Here is a 19,993-nt window from a genome sequence, read left to right as displayed (position 1 = left end):
CCCCATGTCACGCCGTCACGTGTTCTGCGCCACCGCACTCGCCGTCGCGCTTCCGCTCGCCGGCTGCACGTCGTCACCGTCCCCCGCGCCCACTCCCGCGCCCTCTTCCGGGGGGCTGAAACTGGTCTCCTACGACTCGTGCGAGCAGCTGGAGAAGGACGTCAAGCAGGCGGCCAAGGCCAGCGTGGGACCCTACGGGTTTCCGGGCGCGGGCGGCGTACCGGAAGTGGCGGTCGAGCGGGGCGGGGCCCGGACCATGGCGGACGCCGCCGCCGTGCCCGCCGCCGGGAAGTTCTCGGGCACCAACAACCACGAGGCGGACGCCGACGAGCCCGACCTGGTGAAGACGGACGGCCGGCGCATCGTCACGGTGTCCGGCTCGACGTTGCGGGTCGTGGACGCGGCCCTCAGGAAGCAGACGGGCTCGCTCGACCTGGGCATCCGCGGGTACGGGACCGGGCCGACGCTGCTGTTGTCCGGCGACGCCGCGCTGGTCCTGTCCACCGAGGTCGGCGACGGCGGCGTGATCGATCGCAAGATCGGCGTGCCGGTCGCCGGTCGCAGCGAGGCGCTGCTGGTGTCCCTGAGCGGCGCGCCGCGGATCGTCAGCCGCTGGCAGGGCGACGGCCGGCTGATCGACGCGCGGCTCACCGGCGGCACCGCGCGGGTCGTGCTGCGGTCGGCGCCGCGGATCACGTTCCCGGATTCCGGTCGCAAGAGCGATCCGACCGGCGCCAACCGGAAGGCGATCGAGCAGGCGGACGTCAGCGCCTGGCTGCCGGCATGGTCCGTGACCACGGGAAGCGAGACTTCGCAGGGTACGGCCGACTGCTCGCGGGTCACGCGGCCGCCGTCGTTCTCGGGCGGGTCGCTGGTCAGCATCCTGACGTTCGACTTGTCGCAGCCGACGCTGGGCAGCGGCGACGCGGTCACGGTGGCGGCGGACAGCGACACCGTCTATGCCACGGGCAGCAGCATGTATGTGGCGAGCGATGAGCGATGGCAGGTCACGGCCGGGGTGGGTCGCGCCGATCTGCCGGTACGCGAGCAGACCGACATCCATCGGTTCACGATCGACGGTACGAAGCCGCCGGCGTACGCGGCGTCCGGATCAGTGCCCGGCTATCTCGTGAACCAGTACGCTCTGTCCGAATCGGATGGTCACCTCCGAGTCGCTACGACGTCGTCCGGGGCTTCCGCGGTCCGCGTGCTGGCTGTCCGGAATCTTGCCCAGGTCGGAGTGGTCGACGGGCTGGGCAAGGGCGAGCGGATCTACTCCGTGCGGTTCCTGGGGCCGGTCGGCTATGTCGTCACTTTCCGGCAGACCGACCCGCTCTACACGATCGACCTCAGCGACCCCGCCAAGCCACGGGTGACCGGCGAGCTGAAGATCACCGGCTACTCGGCGCATCTCCAGCCCGCGGGCGAGGGGCGTCTGATCGGCGTCGGCCAGGAGGCGGACACGTCCGGGCGGGTGAGCGGGACGCAGGTTTCGCTTTTCGACGTACGCGACCCCGGGGCCCCGCGGCGCCTCACCCAGCACCAGGTGCCGGGCGGGCAGTCGGAGGCCGAGTGGGATCCGCACGCGCTGCTGTGGTGGCCGGCGACCCAGCTGCTGGTCCTGCCGGTGTCCTCCGTCAGCGGCGGGCGGGTGACGGAGGGTGCGCTGGCGCTGCGGGTGACCGACCAGGGCGTGACGCAGGTGGGCATGGTGAGCCGCCCGGGCGTACGCCGGTCGCTCGTGGTCGGTGACGTGCTCTGGACCGTCACCGACGCCGGGTTGCAGGCCTCGTCGCTCGCCACGCTGGACGAGCAGGCCTGGATAGCTTTCTAGAGATACATGCCGGGGCGGTGGGTGTCCGACGTGTCGGGCGCCTTCGCCGGGGTGGGCTTGTCACCCTCGCCGAAGAAGCGCTTGCCGCCGAACTCGCCGTGCAGCCGGTCGTCGAGCTCGTCCGCGAGGCCGGTCATGACCTGGACGGCGAGCATGAGGTGGGTGGCCTGGAAGTTGCGGCCGAAGACCGGGATCGAGGCCCACACCGTGTCCTGCGCGCAGTAGAGGCGGCCGATCGGCATGCGGTTGGTCAGCTCGGACAGCTTCACGTAGAGCTGCTCGGTGGGCTCGACCTCGGTCAGGATCGGCGAGAAGACGTCCACCAGCGGCGGGTTGTCGCGCACCCGGACGAAGACCATCGCCGAGCCGGCCCGGATGCCGATGTCGCCGTCGGTGTCCACCTGCAGCTGGTCGACGGTGGTCTTGGACATCGTCGCGACCACCGTGCGGACGCGCTCCTCGAGCGGCACCTCCTCCGCCGCGTTGGCCAGCGCCGCGGAGAGCAGGCCGTCCTCGTCGAGATCGTCGAGGTTGAGCTCCTCGTCGATGCTGGGCTCGTGCCGCGCGGTGGCCAGGGGCGCCGTGTCGATCGGCTCGTCCTCCTCGTCGTGCACCAGGTACACGAGGAAGGCGGGGTGCGGCGCGCCGTAGACGTCGCGCAGCGTCCGCGACACCACCGTGGCGAACTGCTTCGCGCCGGCCGTCGTCGTCCGCAGCCCGAACGAGTCCCCCGACCCGGCCAGCACCCCGGGCGGCGACCACCCGAGCGCGACCAGGTCGGCGACGGCCGAGCGGTCCATCCGGTAGCCCTCGGGCAGCGCGGCATTGCCCACCGCGAGCGCCTCCACCACCCCGTCGGGCAGGAGCCGGATGCTCACCGAATAGACGGCCGTGCCGGTGCCGGACGCCGTCGGGTCCAGCGTGATGTCGATGTGCGCCCCCGGCTCGAGCGAGGGCAGGAGGCCGGCCAGGGCGCCGGCGAACTCGCGCCACGCCTCCGTGACCTTGGCCCGCAGATCGGCCGTGGTGGGCTCGTCAAGAAAAATGCCCTCGGGCTGGTCGGCCGGGTTGTCCGCCGTCATGATCGCACCTCCGCCCCGTCACCCTATCGAGCCCGCCGGACGCGCATCGGCCCCGTCTCATTCCCGACGAGCGTTGTTCCCGTTTGCGGCGATTCGGTCCCGGCCCGGATCTTCGGCCCCCAAGGGCCAGCGGCCGTCTCCCGGTCGGCGTGGCGCGGGCTGAACCCGGTCGGCGTGGCGCAGCTCCGGGCCGGCGTGGCTCGCGCTCAACCCAGTCGCCGTGGCGCAGCTCCGGGCCAGCGTGGTGCGAGCTCAGCTCCGGGCCGGGTGTGGCGCGGGCTCAGCTGCGGTCGGCGTGGGTGGCTTCGGCCGGCGGGGCGGTGGTCTCGGCCGGGGCGGGCCAGGCGGTGGCGAGGGCGGACAGCTTGGCGGCGGCCTCGGTGGGGTCGGCACCACGGCCCACGGCCAGGCCCAGGAGGTACGCCGTCACGGGCGCGCCGGGGCGCACGACGTTGTGGGCGACGTCGCGGGCCACGTCGAGGATGAGGTCGCGCCGGACGTCTTCCGGGGCGAGACCCAGCTCGGCGGCCGCCGCCCCGAGCCACTCGTCGAGCACGTTCACCGCGCCCACTCCTCCGCCGTACGCAGGTCGTCGTCGGTGTCGCAGTCGAACCACGGCGGTGGACCGGGGCGCCGCCAGGAGACCTCGATGAAGTTGAGATGCGTGAGCAGGGCGTGCATCGGCGCACCCTGGAGGCTGCCCCGTTCGCCGGCGAGCCGGGTGAGCGCCTCGCGCAGGGCGGGCGTACGCCAGACTCCGCACAACGACTGTCGCCGGCCCTCCGCGTCCCGGTAGACCGCGCCCTGCATCATCGGCGCCGACTCGACGGTGAGGCGCAGCACGTCCATCGCCTCGCCGGTCAGCAACGGCAGGTCCGCGGCCAGGAGCGCGGTGAAGCTGACGTTCTCCGGCACCAGGGCGAGCCCCGCCGCGGTGGCCGCCACAGGGCCGCCCCCGGGTGGCTGCTCGCTCGTCGAAGCGACCTCGACGGGCAGGTCCGGCGGCACCCGGCCGACCACCACGCGGGGGTCGGCGTCGTGCACAGCGGCCAGCACACGGGTCAGCATCGACTGGCCGGCGACCGGGATGGTGGGCTTGTCCGCCCCACCCATCCGACGCGCCGCACCGCCGGCCAGCACCACCGCCGCGAATCCCCCCACGCACGTACCGTATCCCGCCGCGCCCGCGAGCGTGACCGCTGCCTTCCCGGCGCGCGCTGTTTCCGGCTCTTTGTGCCAGCTCAGCACGCTCTCGCACGGTTTTGTCACGCCGACCGGCACCCGGGGCCGCATGTCGCCGGCATCCGCCCCGGCGGCCCGGCGAGGTCGCGCGCCGTGCTGCGGGCGGGGGCGGCGGCCTACGCTCGTTCCATGGCGCGCACGATGAACCGGCGACCGGTCATGAAGATCAACCTCGACACGACCGCCGAGCCCCGGCGCCGCCCGGACGATCTCGCCGCGGAGGAGCCGCTCGAGATCCGGCTGCGCAAGGAGCCGCTCGCCGTGACGATGCGGACGCCCGGGCAGGACATCGACCTCGCGATGGGCTTCCTGCTCACCGAGGGCATCATCCGCGCGGCCGGCGATGTGGTGACCGCCCAGCTGTGCGCGGGCACCGACACCCCGAACACGTACAACGTGGTCGACATCGTGCTCGGCGCCGACGTGCCGCCGCCGGTGACCGACCCGAGCCGGAATTTCTACACCACGAGCTCGTGCGGGGTGTGCGGCAAGGCGAGCATCGACGCCGTCCGCACGCGTTCGCAGTTCGACATCGTCCCGGATGCGACCTCCGTCACCGCCCGCACGCTCGCCGACCTTCCTGACAAGCTGCGGGCGGCGCAGCGCACCTTCGACCGTACGGGTGGCCTGCACGCGGCCGGTCTCTTCACCGCGGCCGGCGAGCTGGTCGTGCTGCGCGAGGACGTGGGCCGGCACAACGCCGTCGACAAGGTGATCGGCTGGGCGCTGCGTGCGGGCCGGCTGCCCCTGACCGATCACGTCCTGCTCGTGTCGGGGCGGGCCAGCTTCGAGCTGACCCAGAAGGCCTGGATGGCGGGCATCCCGGTGCTGGCCGCGGTGTCCGCCCCCAGCACCCTCGCGGCGGAGCTCGCCGACGAGGCCGGGATGACGCTGGTCGGCTTCCTGCGCGGGCCGTCCATGAACGTCTACGCCGGAGCGCAACGCGTAGTGGTCTGATTTCGCTCTGTGTTCCGACGCCATTAAGCCGCCCAGCGCGCCCGGGACATTCACACTCATGAGGCTCTTCTGCGTCCACAGTCCAGGAACGCAGGGAGCTCCGCATGTCGTTGTCACGACGTTCCCTCCTGCTCAGCGGCGCCGCGGCCGGTATCGCAGCGGCCGCTGTGCCGTCGGGTGCCACCGCGGCCACCGTCTGGCCGTTGACCTCCACCGCCCGGTACCGAGGCCCGCTGAGCACCGACCCCTTCACCCTCGGCGTGGCGTCCGGTGACCCGGCGTCGGACGGCTTCGTGCTCTGGACGCGGTTGGCGACCTCGCCGCTCGCGGAGGACGGGCTCGGCGGGATGCCCGGCCGCGACGTGCCGGTCCAGTGGGAGCTGGCGGCGGACGAGCGCTTCCGCAAGGTGCTCCGGCGGGGCGTCACCGTGGCCCGGGCGTCCGCCGCGCACTCCGTCCATGTGGAGCTGACCGGCCTCCTCCCGGCGCGCGAGTACTTCTATCGGTTCAAGGCCGAGCGCTACGTCTCGCCGATCGGCCGCACCCGCACCGCGCCGCCCCCGTGGGCGATGCCCGCCGCGCTCGCGATGTCCTTCGTCTCCTGCTCCCAGTACGAGCACGGTTACTTCACCGCCTATCGCCGTCTGGCCGAGGACGAACCGGACCTGGTCCTGCACCTCGGCGACTACCAGTACGAGTACGCGCCCGACACCTACAACATCCCGGGCGGCAACCCTCGTGATCACCAGGGCCCGGAGACCGTCACCCTGGCCAACTACCGTCAGCGTCACGCCCAGTACAAGACGGACGCCGACCTGCAGGCCGCGCACGCCGTCGCCCCCTGGGCCGTGGTGTTCGACGACCACGAGGTCGAGAACAACTGGGCCGACGAGGTGCCGGAGCAGCCCGACCCCAACTTCCTGGCCCGGCGCGCCGCCGCTTTCCAGGCCTACTACGAGAACATGCCGCTGCGCCGCACCTCCGTTCCTCGTGGCATCGACATGCAGCTCTACCGGCGCCTGCACTGGGGCCGGCTGGCCACCTTCCACATGCTCGACACTCGCCAGTTCCGCGACGACCAGGGCTGCGGCGACGGCTACAAGGACTGCCCCGCCGCCCTCGACCCGGCCCGCTCGATCACCGGGCCGGAGCAGGAACGGTGGCTGCTCGACGGCTTCCACCGCTCCTCCGCCCGGTGGGACGTCCTCGGTCAGCAGGTCTTCTTCGGCCAGCGTGACAACAACTCGGGCCCGGCCTCGGTCGTCAGCATGGACTCCTGGGACGGGTACGCGGCCTCACGCGACCGCATCACCCGCGGCTGGATCGACGCGGGCGTCCGCAACCCGGTGGTCCTCACCGGCGACGTCCACGCCCACTGGGCCGACGACCTGAAGCTCGACTGGACGGATCCCACCTCCCGCACCGTCGGGACGGAACTGGTCTGCTCCTCGATCACCTCCACCGGCGACGGCGCCGACGTGGTGCCGGGCACCCATCCCTGGGCCGCCTGGAACCCGCATCTGCGCTTCTACAACAACCAGCGCGGTTACGTCCGCACCACGATCACCCCGGCGGACCTGACCGCCGACTTCCGCGTGCTGCCCTACGTCACCTCTCCCGGGGCGCCGGCGCACACCCGGGCCACATTCGTCATCGAGGACCGGGTGCCCGGCCTGCACCAGACGGCGGACAACCCGACGCCCGGCGCTCCGGCGGCCACGATGCGCTCCGGCGACCTGGGTTCGGCGACGGTGCGTCAGGAGACCGAGCGGCCCTGAACCCGGCCCGGGTCCGTCCGCCGGCGGGGATGCCGGGGCACGTAGCGGAAGTCGACCCGGCGGTTGGTGCGCGGACCCGGTCCGCTGCCTCCCCGCCGGGCGACCGGTGCCATCGGCCCGGCGAACCGGCCGGCGGGCACTTCCGCCGCTGAGGCGTCGACAGTGACCCCGGTCGGCGGACCCTCGTCGGGCGGCTCGTCGGCTGCCTTGGAGAGGAGGTCCCGGGCGGGGAAGCCGGCGGCGAGCGCCTCGAGCACCTCGCCGGTCAGCCCCGGGATCTCCGGCCAGCCGTCGACCATCGCCGGAGGGATCGCCAGGGCGAGCACGTTGTGCATGATCCGGGCCATCGGATAGTCGGGGTCCGCGGACAGTGCGCGGGCCACGGCGACGCTCGCGAGCGCACCCTGGTTGGCCCGCCAGGCCACGAAGGCGAGCAGGCCGGCGGGTGCGGCGACGTGGGCCGGGCTGGTGCGGCGGGTTATGTCCGACCAGAAGGCGAGCTGCCACTCGTCGACGCCCGTCCGGGTCCACGCATAGTCGCGCACGCCGGCGTGCTCCAGCACGAAGACCAGCCAGGCAACCTCGTCGTCGCTCAGCCTCCCGCCGGTGCGATAGGACTGCTCGGCCTCGCGGACAGCCGTGCGCCCCGTCCGGAGCAGGAACTCGTCGAAGCGCCTTGCCCGCTCCGGGTCCGAATCGTGCGGCTCCTCATCGACCGCCGAGCACGACTGGCGGAGAAGCCGGGCGAGGGCGCGCACCTCGGCCCTGTCCATGGCGACGCGTGCCGCTCCGGACAACGGTGCCAGGGACGCCACCAGGTCTTTCCGGCTCGGCAAGGCGACCGCCCCCGCGAGGGTCGCCTCGGCTGCCAGCACGGAGTCGGGCGGCGGGCACGGCAGGCCCTCCGCCGGGCAACAGCCCGGGTCGTCGCACAGCAGGGACCAGTAGCGCCCGTTGTCGACCCGCAGCTCGTCGAGGACCGGGAGACGCACACGGGCGAAGGCGGCTTCGAGGCGCTTGACCGCGGCGGTGACCGGTGTGCTCCGGCCGTACCCGATGATCAGGACCCCGTCGGGCCGGTGCTGGGCGACGGTGGCGGCCAGATGCCGCAGGATTACCCATGATTCGCGCTCCGGCAGGTCGATGCGCGTGGTGAAGCCGAGCCGATGGTCGTAGACGGCGACGACGACCAGGCTGTGCTCGGGGTGGAAGCCCACCAGGTAGGGAACCAGGCTCAACAGCTCGGATGGCGAGCTGACGCTCAGCGATGTCATGGCCGGGAAGCCTGCCCCGGATCCGCCCCTCCCGCCCGGCCCCCTGTGGATAACCGGCGCCTGTGGATAACTCCGGGCGGGCGGTCGAGGGTCTGGCAGGCTCATCGCTCATCGCGGGCCCGTCCGGGCCACCCGACCTCAGGAGCGGAATTGAAGCGTGTGCAACTCCAGGCCGTCCTGCTGCCACTCGTGCGTCTGGCTGTCGAGGTGCATCGTCAGCTCGATCGACGACACCACGTCATAGCCGGCCGCGTGCAGGCTGCGGATCGCCTCCACATTGCGCGAGGAGGGCGAGATCGTCAGCGACTGCATGTTGCGCTTCTTGGCCTCCTGGGCCACGTGACGCAGGAGCTTGCGGCCCACACCCTTGTGGCGGTGGGTCGTCGTCACCACGACGGGCTCCACCTCGCCCGCGCGGCCCCGGATGATCAGGCCCACGAGCCCGACGACACCGTCGTCGGCGTGGTCGGCCACCCAGAGCCCGCCCAGGTCGAGCCGGGTCAGATACTCCTCGAAGCCCGCCCCGCCGTCGTCGGGCCCCTCGCCGTACATGCGGTTGTGCTGCGCGGTCAGCTCCGACCACAGACGGCGGCCGGCGCTGTGGTCGCTGGGCCGGTACGAACGCACCGCGACAGGTGTCATGCCGACATTTTGACTCCGAATCGGGCACGCCGTAACCCGAAGTGGAAGATAAGGAGGTGGATCTGGCGTATCTGCGCGCGCACCCGCAGCATCTTTCGACATTTCTCGCTCACCAGCGGATTCGAGAGACCCCGGTGGGGGGTGGCGACGTGTGCGCCGCAACCCGGCTGACCTTGGACGACGGCACGTCGCTCTTCGCGAAGTCGTGGCCGTCGGGCAGCGCGCCCGAGCATTTCTTCCGGACCGAGGCAGCCGGCCTGAATTGGCTCGCCGAGGCCGGCGCCGCGCCTGTTCCGGAAGTGATCTCGGTGACGGATGATCTGCTCGCCCTGGAATGGATCGAGGCCGGTCCGCCGTCCGCCGCGGCGGCCGAACGCTTCGGGCGCGAGCTCGCCGGGGTGCATCGGGCCGGCGCCGACGGGTTCGGGGCGCCGTGGCCGGGCTTCATCGGGCCGTTGCGACAGGACAACACGGTGTCCGAGGGCACGTGGGGGACCTGGTTCGCGGAGCGGCGACTGCGGCCTTACCTGCGGATATCGGTTGATCGAGGTGCCCTCGACGCCGACGACGCCGCCTTGGTGGAGCGGGTGCTGAGCCGGATCGACGCGTACGGCGGAGGCGAGGCGCCGTCGCGGCTGCACGGCGACTTGTGGCCGGGGAATGTGCTGTGGGGTGCCGACGGGCGGGCCTGGTTGATCGACCCGGCGGCGCACGGCGGGCATCGCGAGACCGACCTGGCGCAGCTCGCGCTCTTCGGCGGGGCGCCGCAGCTGGACCGGATCGTGGCGGCCTACCAGGAAGTGTGGCCGTTGCAGGAAGGGTGGCAGGGCCGGGTGCCGCTGCATCAGCTCCAGCTGTTGCTCGTGCACACGGCGGCCTTCGGTACGGGATATCGCGGCGCGGTGGTGGCTGCGGCGGAGGCGGCGTTGCGCGGCTGAGGAGCGCTGGAGCAGCCGGCGGACGGTTGGCTCCTGAGGGCCAACGACGGATGGCGCACGCCATCGAGGCGGACGACGGGATGGGTGAGGAGAAAGTAGTGGCTTGCATAACGGCGAACGAGGCATTCAAGAGCTACTTTCGACCAGTGACCGAGCTTGCTGCGCCCGTGGTGATTCCGCGTGGTGGCGCGCCCGTGGGGGATGCGCCGCGCGCCGGGTTGCTTGCCGACCGGTTCGGGCGGGTGGCGACCGACCTCCGGGTGTCGCTGACCGACCGGTGCAATCTGCGGTGCACCTACTGCATGCCGGAGGAGGGGCTCGCCTGGATGCCGAAGCAGCAGCAGCTCTCCGACGACGAGGTGGGGCGGCTGCTTCGGGTGGCAGTCGAGCAGCTGGGCGTGACGGAGATCAGGTTCACCGGCGGTGAGCCGCTCATCCGGCGCGGGCTCGTGGGGATCATCGCGGCGGCGGCGGAGTTGCGACCGCGGCCGAAGCTGTCGATCACCACGAACGGCATCGGCCTGGACCGGATGGCCGGCGCGCTGCGGGACGCCGGGCTCGATCGCGTGAACGTCTCGCTGGACACGCTGTCGCCCGCTCGCTTCAAGGAGCTGACCCACCGGGATCGGCACGCCGACGTGCTCAAGGGCATGGCGGGCGCGGCGGAGGCGGGCCTCACGCCGGTCAAGATCAATACGGTGCTGATGCGCGGGATCAACGACGACGAGGCGCCGGAGCTGCTGCGTTTCGCCCTGGCGCACGGCTACGAGCTGCGGTTCATCGAGCAGATGCCCCTCGATGCCCAGCACCAGTGGGACCGGCAGGAAATGGTGACCGCGGCGGCGATCCTGGCGGCGCTCGAGCCCTTCGGGCTGGAGCCTGATTCGGTTTCACGTGGAACAGCGCCCGCCGAAACGTGGCTTGTGCCCGGATATGTCGACGCGGCGGGGAACCCGGCACGGGTGGGAGTCATCGGCAGCGTGACGCGGCCCTTCTGCGGCGACTGCGACCGGACCCGGCTGACGGCCGACGGTCAGGTGCGGAACTGCCTCTTCGCCACCGGGGAGACGGACCTGCGCGGGCTGGTGCGCGGCGGGGGCTCCGACGAGGAGATCGCCGCGGCGTGGCGGACGGCCATGTGGGGCAAGAAGGCCGGGCACGGCATCGACGACCCCAGCTTCCTCCAGCCGGCCCGTCCCATGTCGGCGATCGGCGGGTGAGCGGCGTGGTGCAGGTGCGGTACTTCGCGGGGGCACGGGCGGCTGCGGGCGTCCGGGAGGAGAGCGTCGAGGCCGGCTCGGTCGACGAGTTGGTCGGCGCGCTCACCGAACGGCACGGCGAGCGGCTGGCGGTTGTGCTGAAGGCGGCGAGTTTTCTGGTCGACGGGCTGGCCTGCCATGATCGACAGGCGGCGCTGGCCGCCGGGGCGACCGTGGACGTCCTGCCACCGTTCGCTGGGGGTTGAGGTTGTTCGCGTTCGTCGGGCTGATCATCGTCGTCATCGGCCTGATCCACTTCTATCTGTGGAAGCGCCTGGTCAAGGACACGTTCCGCGGGCGCCGGGCCCGGCTGATCGGCGGTGTGATCACCGTCGTGCTGGCCGTCCTCGTCCCGGCGACCCTCATCGGCGTGCGCGGCGGGCACGTGAAGTGGCTGGCCTGGCCGGGCTACCTCTGGCTGGCGCTGATGTTCTACCTGCTCGTGGTGCTGGCTGTCGTAGAGCTTCCGCGGCTCGCGGTCGCACTCTGGCTCCGCGCGCGGGAACGGCGGGGGGAGAACACGGCCAAGGCGACCACATCGAATCCGGCGGCCGAGGCCACCACATCGGGTCCGGCGACCGAGGCGATCACAGCAACTCCGGCGACCGAGCCGGCGAAGGCGACCACGGCAGCGGCTCCGGCGACCGAGCCGGCCGCGGCAACGACCACGGCGACGACCACGGCAAGCGCAGCGACCGAGGTGGCTGCGGCGACAAGCGCCACGACCATGGCCGCGGGCGGCGCGGGAGGTAAGGCGCAGGAGGCGGGCGACGGCGGGCGGCCGGGTGTCGAGCGGCGGTTGGTGCTGGCGCGGGGCGCGGCGATCTTCGCGGGGCTGACGGCGGCGGGGATCACCGGCTACGGGGTGAAGACGGCGCTCGGCGGGCCTCGGCTGGACCGGGTCCGGATGCCGATCGCGAAGCTTCCCGCGAGCATGGACGGGACCCGGCTCGCCGTGGTGTCGGACATTCATCTCGGGCCGCTGACCGGGGTGCGGCACACCGAGCGGATCGTCGCCGCGATCAACTCCGTCGACGCCGACATCGTGTGCGTGGTCGGCGACCTGGTCGACGGGAGCGTGGCCGAGCTGGGCCGCTTCGCGGAGCCGCTGCGGGGGATCCAGTCGCGCCGGGGCGCCTACTTCGTGACCGGGAACCACGAGTACTACTCGGGCTACCAGGAGTGGGTCGACGAGGTGGCCCGGCTCGGGATGCGGCCCTTGCGGAACGAGCGGATCGAGCTCGACGGGCTGGACCTCGCCGGGGTCAACGATCTGAACGGCGCCGACCAGGGCGACGCGCCGGACTTCGAGCGGGCCCTCGGCGATCGGGATCCGGCGCGGCCCGTGGTGCTCATGGCGCATCAGCCCTTGGCGGCGAAGGACGCGGCACCCTACGGCGTCGACCTGCAGCTCTCCGGGCACACGCACGGCGGGCAGATGGCGCCGTTCAACCTGCTGGTCCCGCTGCAGCAGCCGGTGACGAGCGGGTTCGGCGAGGTGGACGGCGTTCCGGTCTACGTCACCAACGGCGCCGGCTTCTGGGGGCCGCCGGTCCGGGTCGGGGCTCCGCCGCAGGTCTCCGTCATCGAGCTCCGTTCCGCCTGACGCCCGGCGACGCGGCAAGGGACGAGGAACAGCAACGTGCTTGCGGCGTGGAGGCGTCGGTCAACGGCGGGTAGGTTATGTCACTTCCTGCGTGGCGACTTCAGGCTTCCCGCGCACTCGTGACAGGATGCAGCGTGCCCTCGGACAGCGCAGGGTCCTCGGTTGCCGCGGACACGTACGTCGCGGATCTGCACATCCACTCCCGCTATTCGCGTGCCTGCAGCCGTGACCTCACCCTTCCCAACCTGGCCTGGTGGGCCCGCCGCAAGGGCATCGCCGTGCTCGGGACCGGCGACTTCACCCACCCCGCGTGGTTCGACCACCTGCGGGAGAGCCTGCAGCCCGCCGACGAGCCCGGCCTCTTCCGGCTGAGCCCCGACGCCGAGCAGGACGTGACCCGTCGCCTGCCCGGGTCGCTCCACGAGACGAACGCCGCCCGCTTCATGCTGAGCGTCGAGATCTCGACGATCTACAAGCGGGACGACCGTACGCGGAAGGTGCACCACCTCGTCTATCTGCCCGACTTCGCCGCGGCGACCAGGTTCAACACCGCGCTCGGCCGGGTCGGGAACCTCACCGCGGACGGCCGGCCGATCCTCGGGCTGGACTCGCGGGACCTGCTGGAGATCGTGCTCGAGGCGAGCCCCGAGGGCTATCTCGTGCCGGCGCACATCTGGACGCCGTGGTTCTCGGCGCTGGGCTCCAAGTCGGGCTTCGACGCGATCGCCGACTGCTACGCCGACCTGGCCGAGCACATCACGGCCGTCGAGACCGGCCTCTCCTCCGACCCGGAGATGAACTGGCGGGTCTCCAGCCTCGACCGCTACCGCCTGGTGTCCAACTCGGACGCCCACTCGCCGCAGGCCCTCGCGCGGGAGGCGACCCTCTTCACCGGTACGCCGTCCTACGAGGCGATCCGCACCGGGCACACCCTCGCCGGGACGATCGAGTTCTTCCCGGAGGAGGGCAAGTATCACGCCGACGGGCACCGCGCGTGCGGCGTGAACTGGGAGCCGGCGAAGACCCGGGAGCACGGCGGCCGCTGCCCCGAGTGTGGCAAGCCGCTGACCGTCGGCGTGCTGAGCCGCGTCGAGGATCTTGCCGACCGGGATGCCGAGCCGCGCCGGGAGACCGTCGAGCACCTGATCCAGCTCGCCGAGATCCTGGGCGAGATCAACGGCGTCGGCCCGAAGTCGAAGACCGTCGAGGGCCAGCTCAACCACCTCGTCGCCCAGCTCGGCCCCGAGCTGGACATCCTGCGCAAGGTGCCGGTCGACGACATCGGCCAGCACGGCGGCGAGCAGCTGCGCGAGGCGATCACCCGGCTGCGGCGCGGTCAGGTGCGGCGCATCCCCGGCTACGACGGCGAGTACGGCGTGATCACGCTCTTCGAGCCCGGTGAGCTGCGCAACGCGAGCAGCGCCCCGCAGAGCGAGACCCTCTTCGACCTGCCACAACAGCGCAAGCAGCCGGCCCCCGCGAAGGCGCCGAAGCCGGTGAAGAAGGCCACGCCACCGCGCAAGGCCGCCCCGCCGCCGCCGATCCCGCAGCCCGCGTCGCCGCACGAGCCGTTCGAGCCGATGCTGGCCGGGATGGAGGAGGTCGGCACCGGCCTGCTCGACCGCCTGGACGCGATGCAGCGGGTGGCCGCGTCGGCGCCGGGCGGGCCGCTGCTCATCGTCGCCGGCCCGGGCACGGGCAAGACCCGTACGCTCACGCACCGCATCGCCTACCTCTGCGCGGAGATGAACGTCTTCCCGCACCGCTGCTTGGCGATCACGTTCACGCGCCGGGCCGCCGAGGAGATGCGCGAGCGGCTCGACGCGCTGATGGGCGAGTCGGCGCAGGACATCACCGTCGGCACCTTCCACGCGATCGGGCTGACCATCCTCAAGGAGAACGCCAAGGCCGCCGGGCTCGGTGCGGCCTGGCGGATCGCCGACGACACCGAGCGGGCCGCGGCGCGCGAGGAGGCCGGCGAGGACGACGCCGCGTACACCAAGCTGCTGCGTCAGCAGGACCTGGTCGACCTGGACGACCTGCTCACGGTGCCGGTGGCGCTGCTGCGCGACGACCCGGCGCTGGTCGAGCGGTACCGCAAGCAGTGGCAGTGGATCTTCGTCGACGAGTACCAGGACGTCGACGAGACCCAGTACGAGCTGCTGCGCCTGCTCAGCCCCGCGGACGGCAACCTGTGCGCGATCGGCGACCCCGACCAGGCGATCTACTCGTTCCGGGGCGCGGACGTGGGCTACTTCCTGCGCTTCAACGAGGACTTCACCGACGCGCGGCTGGTGCGGCTGACCCGCAACTACCGGTCGTCGGCGCCGATCCTGGCGGCGGCCGTGCAGGCGATCGCGCCGTCGTCGCTGGTCAGCGGTCGGCGCCTGGATCCCGCGCGGGTCAATCCCGAGTCGCCGCTGCTGGGTCGCTACTACGCGGCGAGCGTCGCGGACGAGGCCGACTTCGTCGTCCGTACCGTGGACGAGCTGGTCGGCGGCCTCTCCCACCGGTCGCTCGACTCCGGCCGGGTCGATGCGCGCGCGGTGGCCCCGGGTTCGTTGTCCTTCTCGGACATCGCGGTGCTCTACCGTACGGACTCGCAGTCGCAGGCCGTCGTCGATGCGCTGTCGCGGGCCGGCGTACCTGTGCAGAAGCGGTCGCACAACCGCCTGCGGGACCGGCCCGGCGTGCAGCTGCTCGCGCGGGAGCTGCGCCACGCCGGCGGTCAGGGCACGCTCGCCGCGCGCGTCAAGGCCGCGTCCCAGGCCCTGGCCCAGCGGTACGCCGCCCCGACGCTCGACGCCGACACGGTCGCCCCGGAGGACATCTGGACCGCGGCCGACCTGCTCATGCCGCTGGCCCGGCGGATGGGTGACGACCGGGAGCGCTTCCTCGCCGAGATCGCGACGGGTGCCGAGGTCGACGCCCTCGACCCGCGCGCCGAAGCGGTGAACCTCCTCACGCTGCACGCCGCCAAGGGCCTCGAGTTCCCGGTCGTGTTCCTGGTCGGCTGCGAGGACGGGCTGCTGCCGCTGCGCTGGCCGGGCGGCACGCCGACGGACGACGAGATCGCCGAGGAGCGCCGCCTGTTCTTCGTGGGGCTGACCCGCGCGCAGGACCGGCTCTATCTGAGCCACGCGGCGCGGCGCTTCCGGCACGGCAAGGAGCGCGACCAGGCGCCGAGCCCGTTCTTCGACGCGATCGACGCCGGCCTCTTCGAGCGGATGGGCGACACCGTGCCCGCCCGCCCGAAGGACCGGCAGCTGCGCCTGATCTGAGCTGGACGGCAAGTCCGAGCTAGACGGCGAGGCCCACCACGGCCCCGGCGAGCAGCGCGGGTCCGAACGGCAGCGACCGCCCCCGGCGGGTGATCAGCAGCACGACGGCGGCGGGCCCGTTGATCAGGTGCGGGGCGAGCAGGCCGGTCAGCACGGCCGGCCAGCCCGCGAAGCCGAGCAGGAAACCCAGCACGGTGGCCAGCTTCACATCACCGAACCCCAGGCCGCGGCCGGGGAGCAGGGCGATCGACAGGTACGCGACCCCGCTGAGCCCCGCCGCGGCGACCGCCCGGGGCAAGCCGCCCGGAGCGACGAGCGTGAGCGGCACCACGGTGACAAGTGCCAGCGCGGCGACGAGTCGATCGGGCAGTCGCCGGCACCGCACGTCCACCACGGCCAGCAACACGCCAAGTGCCGTGGCGGGCAGGACCACGAGCAGCAGCGGCGACGGCCCCAGGGCGGCGGCGAGCGCGCCCGAGGTGAGCGCCCCGGCGCCGACTGTCCACACGGGTGCTCGGCGGCAGGGACATGATGCTCCGGCGCGTACCCAGGAAGGGGTGGGCTGGTGGCAGTGCGCGCAGGCGGCGCGGACGGGAGCGTGCCGGGGGACGGCCAGGCGATGCGCGACACGCGGGACGAACGACGCGGCGGCACCGCCGAAGAGCGCCGCGCAGAGGACGAGGGGGAGCGACATGGGCAGCGACGGTATCCCCGTGCGGGCGACCTCGACCCGTCCGGAAGCCGACACTCGAAGCGACTTGCCGTCTCACGCGCGCGATTCCGGGAGGGTTTGTCCGCTGCCCGCACGCTACGGTGGCGTACAGCGTTTCCGCCCTGGAGGAAGTTCCGATGTCGCAGAACGGCCCGTACCCCGGCCAGGGCTGGCCGGCCGGGGGTCCGCCGGGAGCCGGCGAGCCATATGCGGAACCCGCCGATCCGTGGGGTGCCGCCGAGCCGCCGGATCCCTCCTGGGGCGGCCGGCCCCACTCGGTGCCGCCCGACCCGCCGGCCTATGACCCGCCGGCCTATGACATGCCCGCCTATGACCCGGCCGCGTTCGGCCCGCCGCAGCAGGCCTATCCCGCCGCGCCGCTGAACACGCCGCCGCCGTGGCAACAGCCGCCACCTCCGCCGCGGCGCCGCCGCAACGCGCCGATCGTGGCGCTCGTGGTCGTGCTCGGCCTGCTCATCTGCGGTGGCCTGGGCACGACGGCCTACCTGGTCAGCAGGGCGGACACGCCCACCATCGGCGCGACCGGGGAGACCGCGGCGCCGTCCGGCACCCCCACCCGGGGCGCCGCCGTGCCCGACCCGGCGACCAGCCAGGACGCGCGGTTCGTCGGCAAGGGGGAGTGCGTCCGCAACCAGGGTGACGCCGACGACAGTCCCGATCTCAAGATCGTGCCGTGTGCCAGCGGCACCTACGAGGTGCTCAAGCGGGTCGACGGCCGCACGACCGGGGAGCCCGACGCCGAGGGCAAGTGCAGCAAGGTGGCGAACTACACGAAGTGGTACTTCTACGACAGCGAGCTGGACAGCCTCGACTTCGTGCTGTGTCTCCGCGAGTATCCAGCTAAATAGCGTCGTCTAGCGCAAAGGCTAGAAAACGCTAGACGAGGCAAGTCTAGCGATACAGCTAGATGGCCCGATACGGTGCAATGCGTGGATCCGGTCCGGAACCCGTACGCCCCCGGCGCCGGCCAGCGCCCGCCCGAGCTGGCCGGACGCGGCCGTGAGCTGGACGCCTTCGACATCGTGCTGGAGCGCGTCGCCCGCGGCCGCCCCGAGCGCAGCCTCGTCCTGACCGGCCTGCGCGGCGTCGGCAAGACCGTGCTGCTCAACACCCTGCGCAGCGCGGCGATCGGGCGGCTCTGGGGCACCGGCAAGATCGAGGCACGCCCGGACCAGTCGCTGCGCCGCCCGGTGACGGCCGCCCTGCACATGGCGATCCGCGAGCTCGCCCCGCACCACCGCAACCCCGACCGGGTGGACGAGGTGCTCGCCGTCCTCAAGGCGTTCGCGCTGCGGTCCAACGACGCGAACGCCAAGCTGCGCGACCGCTGGGCGCCCGGCATCGACGTGCCGCCCGCCCGGGGCCGGGCCGACTCCGGCGACATCGAGATCGACCTGGTGGAGCTCTTCACCGATGCCGCGTCGCTGGCCACCGACGTCGGCACGGGCATCGCCCTGTTCATCGACGAGATGCAGGACCTGGGTCCCGCGGACGTGTCGGCGCTCTGCGCGGCCTGTCACGAGTTGTCGCAGCTGGGCGCCCCGCTGATCGTGGTCGGGGCGGGGCTGCCGCACCTGCCGGCCGTCCTGTCCGCGGCGAAGTCCTACTCCGAGCGGCTCTTCCGCTACCAGCGCATCGACCGCCTCGACCGGGTGGCCGCCGACCTCGCCCTCGGTGCGCCGGCCGCGCGCGAGGACGTCGAGTACGAGCCCAAGGCGCTGGACCTGCTCTACGAGAAGTCGGGCGGCTACCCGTACTTCGTGCAGGCCTACGGCAAGGCGACCTGGGACCACGCTCCGACGTCGCCGGTGACCGCGGAGGACGTCCGGGTGGCCGCGCCCGAGGCGGAGGTGGAGCTGGCCGTGGGCTTCTTCGGCTCCCGGTACGAACGGGCGACGCCGGCCGAGCGCGAGTACATGCGGGCCATGGCCGCCCTCTCCCTGGACGAGGGCAACGACATGGACGCCGCCGTCGCCACGTCGGAGATCGCCTCCTCGCTGTCCCGCCGCCCCGCGAGCCTGTCCCCCGCCCGGGACGCCCTGATCAAGAAGGGTCTGATCTATTCCGGCGAGCGGGGCACGGTGGCGTTCACCGTTCCGCACTTCGGCCGGTATCTGCGGACCCAGCCTTGAGAGACCGTTCGATGGGTATAACGGGGGGATGAAGCCCGTACGCGCCGCCGCCCGCGCCATGCTCGGCGCGATCTTCGTGATCAACGGAGTTCGTGTCGCGATCGATCCCGACTCCCGCGTCCCCGCCGCCAAGCGGGTCACCGACCGGGCCGCGCCCCTGATCGAGCGCGTCGACCCGCGGCTGCCCAGCGACGCGCGGTCGCTGACCCGCATCAAGGCGGGCGCCGACGTGGTGGCCGGCACGCTGCTCGCCACGGGCCACTGGACCCGGCCGGCGGCGGCGGTGCTCGCGGCGGGCCTCATCCCGACCACGGTCGCCGGGCACCCGTTCTGGTCGGCACCCCAGGCCGAGCGCCGCCAGCAGGAGACCCACTTCTTCAAGAACCTGGGCCTGCTGGGCGGCTTGCTGCTCGCGGCGGCGGACACCGAGGGCCGGCCCAATCTGCGCTACCGGACCAGCCACGCGCTCGAGCGCTCGCAGCGGTCCGCGCGGCGTGCGGTGCGGACGGCCCGGCGCGAGGCCCGGATCGCGGCCCGCTCGGCCGTGGCGGCCCGCAAGCTCCCCGGCTGATTGCGGTTTGAAGATCACCAAACGACCCTCGCGGCGTTTAACCAGGCAGTAGACCTGGACAAACGAGCCGTCGGAGGTCGGGCATGCCCGCGACGCGGACCCCGGCACACCCGGCGATCGGCCGGTCCGTCGTGGTCACCCTGGCCTGCGCCGGGATCCTGGCCGCGATTTCCACGATCGCCCAGAGGTACGGCTTCAGCACGCTGGCCGTGGCCCGCGGCGCCGTGGGCGGCGGGCTGGACGGCCTGTACGCCTACCGGGCGCCCGGCAGTCACCTCGGCACCGACCTGACTCCGCCGGCTGCCCTGCTCATGGCGCCGGCGGCGGTCCTCCCGCTCGCCGTCGCCGGGTGGCTGCTGGCGCTCGCCGGTGTCGCCGCGCTCGCCCTCGCCCTGATCGTCCAGGCGGGTCCGATAGCCCGGCGGCACGGGCGGCGTCCGTGGCCGGTGGTCCTCGCCGTCGGGGCGCTGGGTCTCACGCTCGAGCCGATCCGTGCGGTGCTCGGGCTCGGCACGCTCGACCTGCTCGCGTACGGCCTGGTCACCGCCGACCTGGTGGCCCTGCACCGCGCCGCTCGCACGAGACGCTGGGCCGGCGTGGGCATCGGCCTGGCAACACGATCGACGCCTTCGCCCTCGCCGCGGAGCTGGGCGTCAAGGCGGAG

General features: G+C 72.5%; 18 protein-coding genes. 12 read left to right on the top strand and 6 right to left on the bottom strand.

Annotated elements, in window-relative coordinates; translation table 11 throughout:
- The first annotated feature begins 4 nt into the window (after positions 1-4).
- Entirely contained in the window at positions 5-1,834 is a 1,830-nt protein-coding gene (locus RBH18_RS05555; protein ID WP_306204848.1) for a beta-propeller domain-containing protein, read from the top strand.
- On the opposite strand, the gene RBH18_RS05550 is transcribed toward RBH18_RS05555, so the two are convergent.
- The 3 genes from RBH18_RS05550 to mobA all read right to left on the bottom strand — a co-directional run bounded on the left by RBH18_RS05550 (position 1,831) and on the right by mobA (position 4,077).
- Complete coding sequence (locus tag RBH18_RS05550) at positions 1,831-2,916, bottom strand: T3SS (YopN, CesT) and YbjN peptide-binding chaperone 1 (protein WP_306204847.1); 1,086 nt, start codon at positions 2,914-2,916, stop codon at positions 1,831-1,833. The two genes, RBH18_RS05555 and RBH18_RS05550, sit on opposite strands and share 4 nt — an antisense overlap.
- A 280-nt stretch (positions 2,917-3,196) precedes the next feature.
- Positions 3,197-3,478 carry a DUF6457 domain-containing protein gene (locus RBH18_RS05545; protein WP_306204846.1) on the bottom strand — a complete coding sequence of 94 codons (282 nt, stop codon included), beginning with the start codon at positions 3,476-3,478 and terminating at the stop codon, positions 3,197-3,199.
- A complete protein-coding gene (gene mobA / locus RBH18_RS05540; protein WP_306204845.1) occupies positions 3,475-4,077 on the bottom strand; it encodes a molybdenum cofactor guanylyltransferase in 603 nt (200 codons plus the stop codon). The genes RBH18_RS05545 and mobA overlap by 4 nt, the downstream gene beginning before the upstream one ends.
- A gap of 210 nt (positions 4,078-4,287) precedes the next feature.
- Between mobA and fdhD the strand changes: the two genes are divergently transcribed.
- Both fdhD and RBH18_RS05530 read left to right on the top strand, forming a co-directional pair.
- Complete coding sequence (fdhD, locus tag RBH18_RS05535) at positions 4,288-5,115, top strand: formate dehydrogenase accessory sulfurtransferase FdhD (protein ID WP_306204844.1); 828 nt, start codon at positions 4,288-4,290, stop codon at positions 5,113-5,115.
- Positions 5,116-5,219: 104 nt separating this feature from the next.
- Entirely contained in the window at positions 5,220-6,893 is a 1,674-nt protein-coding gene (locus RBH18_RS05530) for an alkaline phosphatase D family protein (protein ID WP_306204843.1), read from the top strand.
- Here RBH18_RS05530 and RBH18_RS05525 read toward each other — a convergent pair.
- Complete coding sequence (locus RBH18_RS05525) at positions 6,872-8,167, bottom strand: DUF4192 domain-containing protein (RefSeq protein ID WP_306204842.1); 1,296 nt, start codon at positions 8,165-8,167, stop codon at positions 6,872-6,874. The two genes, RBH18_RS05530 and RBH18_RS05525, sit on opposite strands and share 22 nt — an antisense overlap.
- A gap of 138 nt (positions 8,168-8,305) precedes the next feature.
- Positions 8,306-8,809 carry a GNAT family N-acetyltransferase gene (locus RBH18_RS05520; RefSeq protein WP_306204841.1) on the bottom strand — a complete coding sequence of 168 codons (504 nt, stop codon included), beginning with the start codon at positions 8,807-8,809 and terminating at the stop codon, positions 8,306-8,308.
- Between the two features lie 56 nt (positions 8,810-8,865).
- Here RBH18_RS05520 and RBH18_RS05515 point away from each other — a divergent pair, with 56 nt between their 5' ends.
- The 5 genes from RBH18_RS05515 (at position 8,866) to RBH18_RS05495 (ending at position 15,893) form a co-directional block, all read left to right on the top strand.
- Positions 8,866-9,747 carry a fructosamine kinase family protein gene (locus RBH18_RS05515; RefSeq protein ID WP_306204840.1) on the top strand — a complete coding sequence of 294 codons (882 nt, stop codon included), beginning with the start codon at positions 8,866-8,868 and terminating at the stop codon, positions 9,745-9,747.
- Positions 9,748-9,941: 194 nt separating this feature from the next.
- Positions 9,942-10,967 (top strand): GTP 3',8-cyclase MoaA, encoded by a 1,026-nt coding sequence (gene moaA, locus RBH18_RS05510; RefSeq protein WP_306204923.1) that lies wholly within the window; start codon positions 9,942-9,944, stop codon positions 10,965-10,967.
- The gene (locus RBH18_RS05505) at positions 10,964-11,212 is read left to right on the top strand and encodes a MoaD/ThiS family protein (RefSeq protein ID WP_306204839.1); all 249 of its coding nucleotides are present in this window, start codon (positions 10,964-10,966) and stop codon (positions 11,210-11,212) included. The genes moaA and RBH18_RS05505 overlap by 4 nt, the downstream gene beginning before the upstream one ends.
- 56 nt (positions 11,213-11,268) lie before the next feature.
- On the top strand, positions 11,269-12,612 hold the full coding sequence (locus RBH18_RS05500; protein ID WP_372338873.1) for a metallophosphoesterase: 1,344 nt from the start codon (positions 11,269-11,271) through the stop codon (positions 12,610-12,612).
- A gap of 77 nt (positions 12,613-12,689) precedes the next feature.
- Positions 12,690-15,893 carry a UvrD-helicase domain-containing protein gene (locus RBH18_RS05495; RefSeq protein WP_372338870.1) on the top strand — a complete coding sequence of 1,068 codons (3,204 nt, stop codon included), beginning with the start codon at positions 12,690-12,692 and terminating at the stop codon, positions 15,891-15,893.
- Between the two features lie 19 nt (positions 15,894-15,912).
- On the opposite strand, the gene RBH18_RS05490 is transcribed toward RBH18_RS05495, so the two are convergent.
- The gene (locus RBH18_RS05490; RefSeq protein WP_306204836.1) at positions 15,913-16,587 is read right to left on the bottom strand and encodes a prepilin peptidase; all 675 of its coding nucleotides are present in this window, start codon (positions 16,585-16,587) and stop codon (positions 15,913-15,915) included.
- A 155-nt stretch (positions 16,588-16,742) separates the two neighbouring features.
- On the opposite strand from RBH18_RS05490, the gene RBH18_RS05485 reads away from it, so the two are divergent.
- From RBH18_RS05485 to RBH18_RS05470, 4 genes are all read left to right on the top strand, one after another.
- A complete protein-coding gene (locus tag RBH18_RS05485) occupies positions 16,743-17,474 on the top strand; it encodes an LppU/SCO3897 family protein (protein ID WP_306204835.1) in 732 nt (243 codons plus the stop codon).
- An 81-nt stretch (positions 17,475-17,555) separates the two neighbouring features.
- Positions 17,556-18,758 carry an ATP-binding protein gene (locus RBH18_RS05480; RefSeq protein WP_306204834.1) on the top strand — a complete coding sequence of 401 codons (1,203 nt, stop codon included), beginning with the start codon at positions 17,556-17,558 and terminating at the stop codon, positions 18,756-18,758.
- A 28-nt stretch (positions 18,759-18,786) separates the two neighbouring features.
- Positions 18,787-19,329, top strand: a complete 543-nt coding sequence (locus RBH18_RS05475) for a DoxX family protein (protein WP_306204833.1) — start codon at positions 18,787-18,789, stop codon at positions 19,327-19,329.
- A gap of 83 nt (positions 19,330-19,412) precedes the next feature.
- Positions 19,413-19,993: glycosyltransferase 87 family protein (locus RBH18_RS05470; RefSeq protein ID WP_306204832.1), on the top strand; the 581-nt coding region annotated here is incomplete at its 3' end.

Source organism: Actinoplanes oryzae, assembly GCF_030757795.1.
In the GTDB taxonomy this organism is placed as follows: Bacteria; Actinomycetota; Actinomycetes; order Mycobacteriales; family Micromonosporaceae; genus Actinoplanes.
This window is presented reverse-complemented; position numbering and strand designations above follow the sequence as displayed.

Bases quoted from the DNA above. Each gene is read 5' to 3' on its own strand.
- RBH18_RS05490 (WP_306204836.1), bottom strand. From the start codon at position 16,587: ATGTCGCTCCCCCTCGTCCTCTGCGCGGCGCTCTTCGGCGGTGCCGCC.
- RBH18_RS05520 (WP_306204841.1), bottom strand. From the start codon at position 8,809: ATGACACCTGTCGCGGTGCGTTCGTACCGGCCCAGCGACCACAGCGCC.
- RBH18_RS05525 (WP_306204842.1), bottom strand. From the start codon at position 8,167: ATGACATCGCTGAGCGTCAGCTCGCCATCCGAGCTGTTGAGCCTGGTT.
- RBH18_RS05495 (WP_372338870.1), top strand. From the start codon at position 12,690: ATGTCACTTCCTGCGTGGCGACTTCAGGCTTCCCGCGCACTCGTGACA.
- fdhD (WP_306204844.1), top strand. From the start codon at position 4,288: ATGGCGCGCACGATGAACCGGCGACCGGTCATGAAGATCAACCTCGAC.
- RBH18_RS05555 (WP_306204848.1), top strand. From the start codon at position 5: ATGTCACGCCGTCACGTGTTCTGCGCCACCGCACTCGCCGTCGCGCTT.
- RBH18_RS05550 (WP_306204847.1), bottom strand. From the start codon at position 2,916: ATGACGGCGGACAACCCGGCCGACCAGCCCGAGGGCATTTTTCTTGAC.
- RBH18_RS05485 (WP_306204835.1), top strand. From the start codon at position 16,743: ATGTCGCAGAACGGCCCGTACCCCGGCCAGGGCTGGCCGGCCGGGGGT.
- RBH18_RS05530 (WP_306204843.1), top strand. From the start codon at position 5,220: ATGTCGTTGTCACGACGTTCCCTCCTGCTCAGCGGCGCCGCGGCCGGT.
- RBH18_RS05475 (WP_306204833.1), top strand. From the start codon at position 18,787: ATGAAGCCCGTACGCGCCGCCGCCCGCGCCATGCTCGGCGCGATCTTC.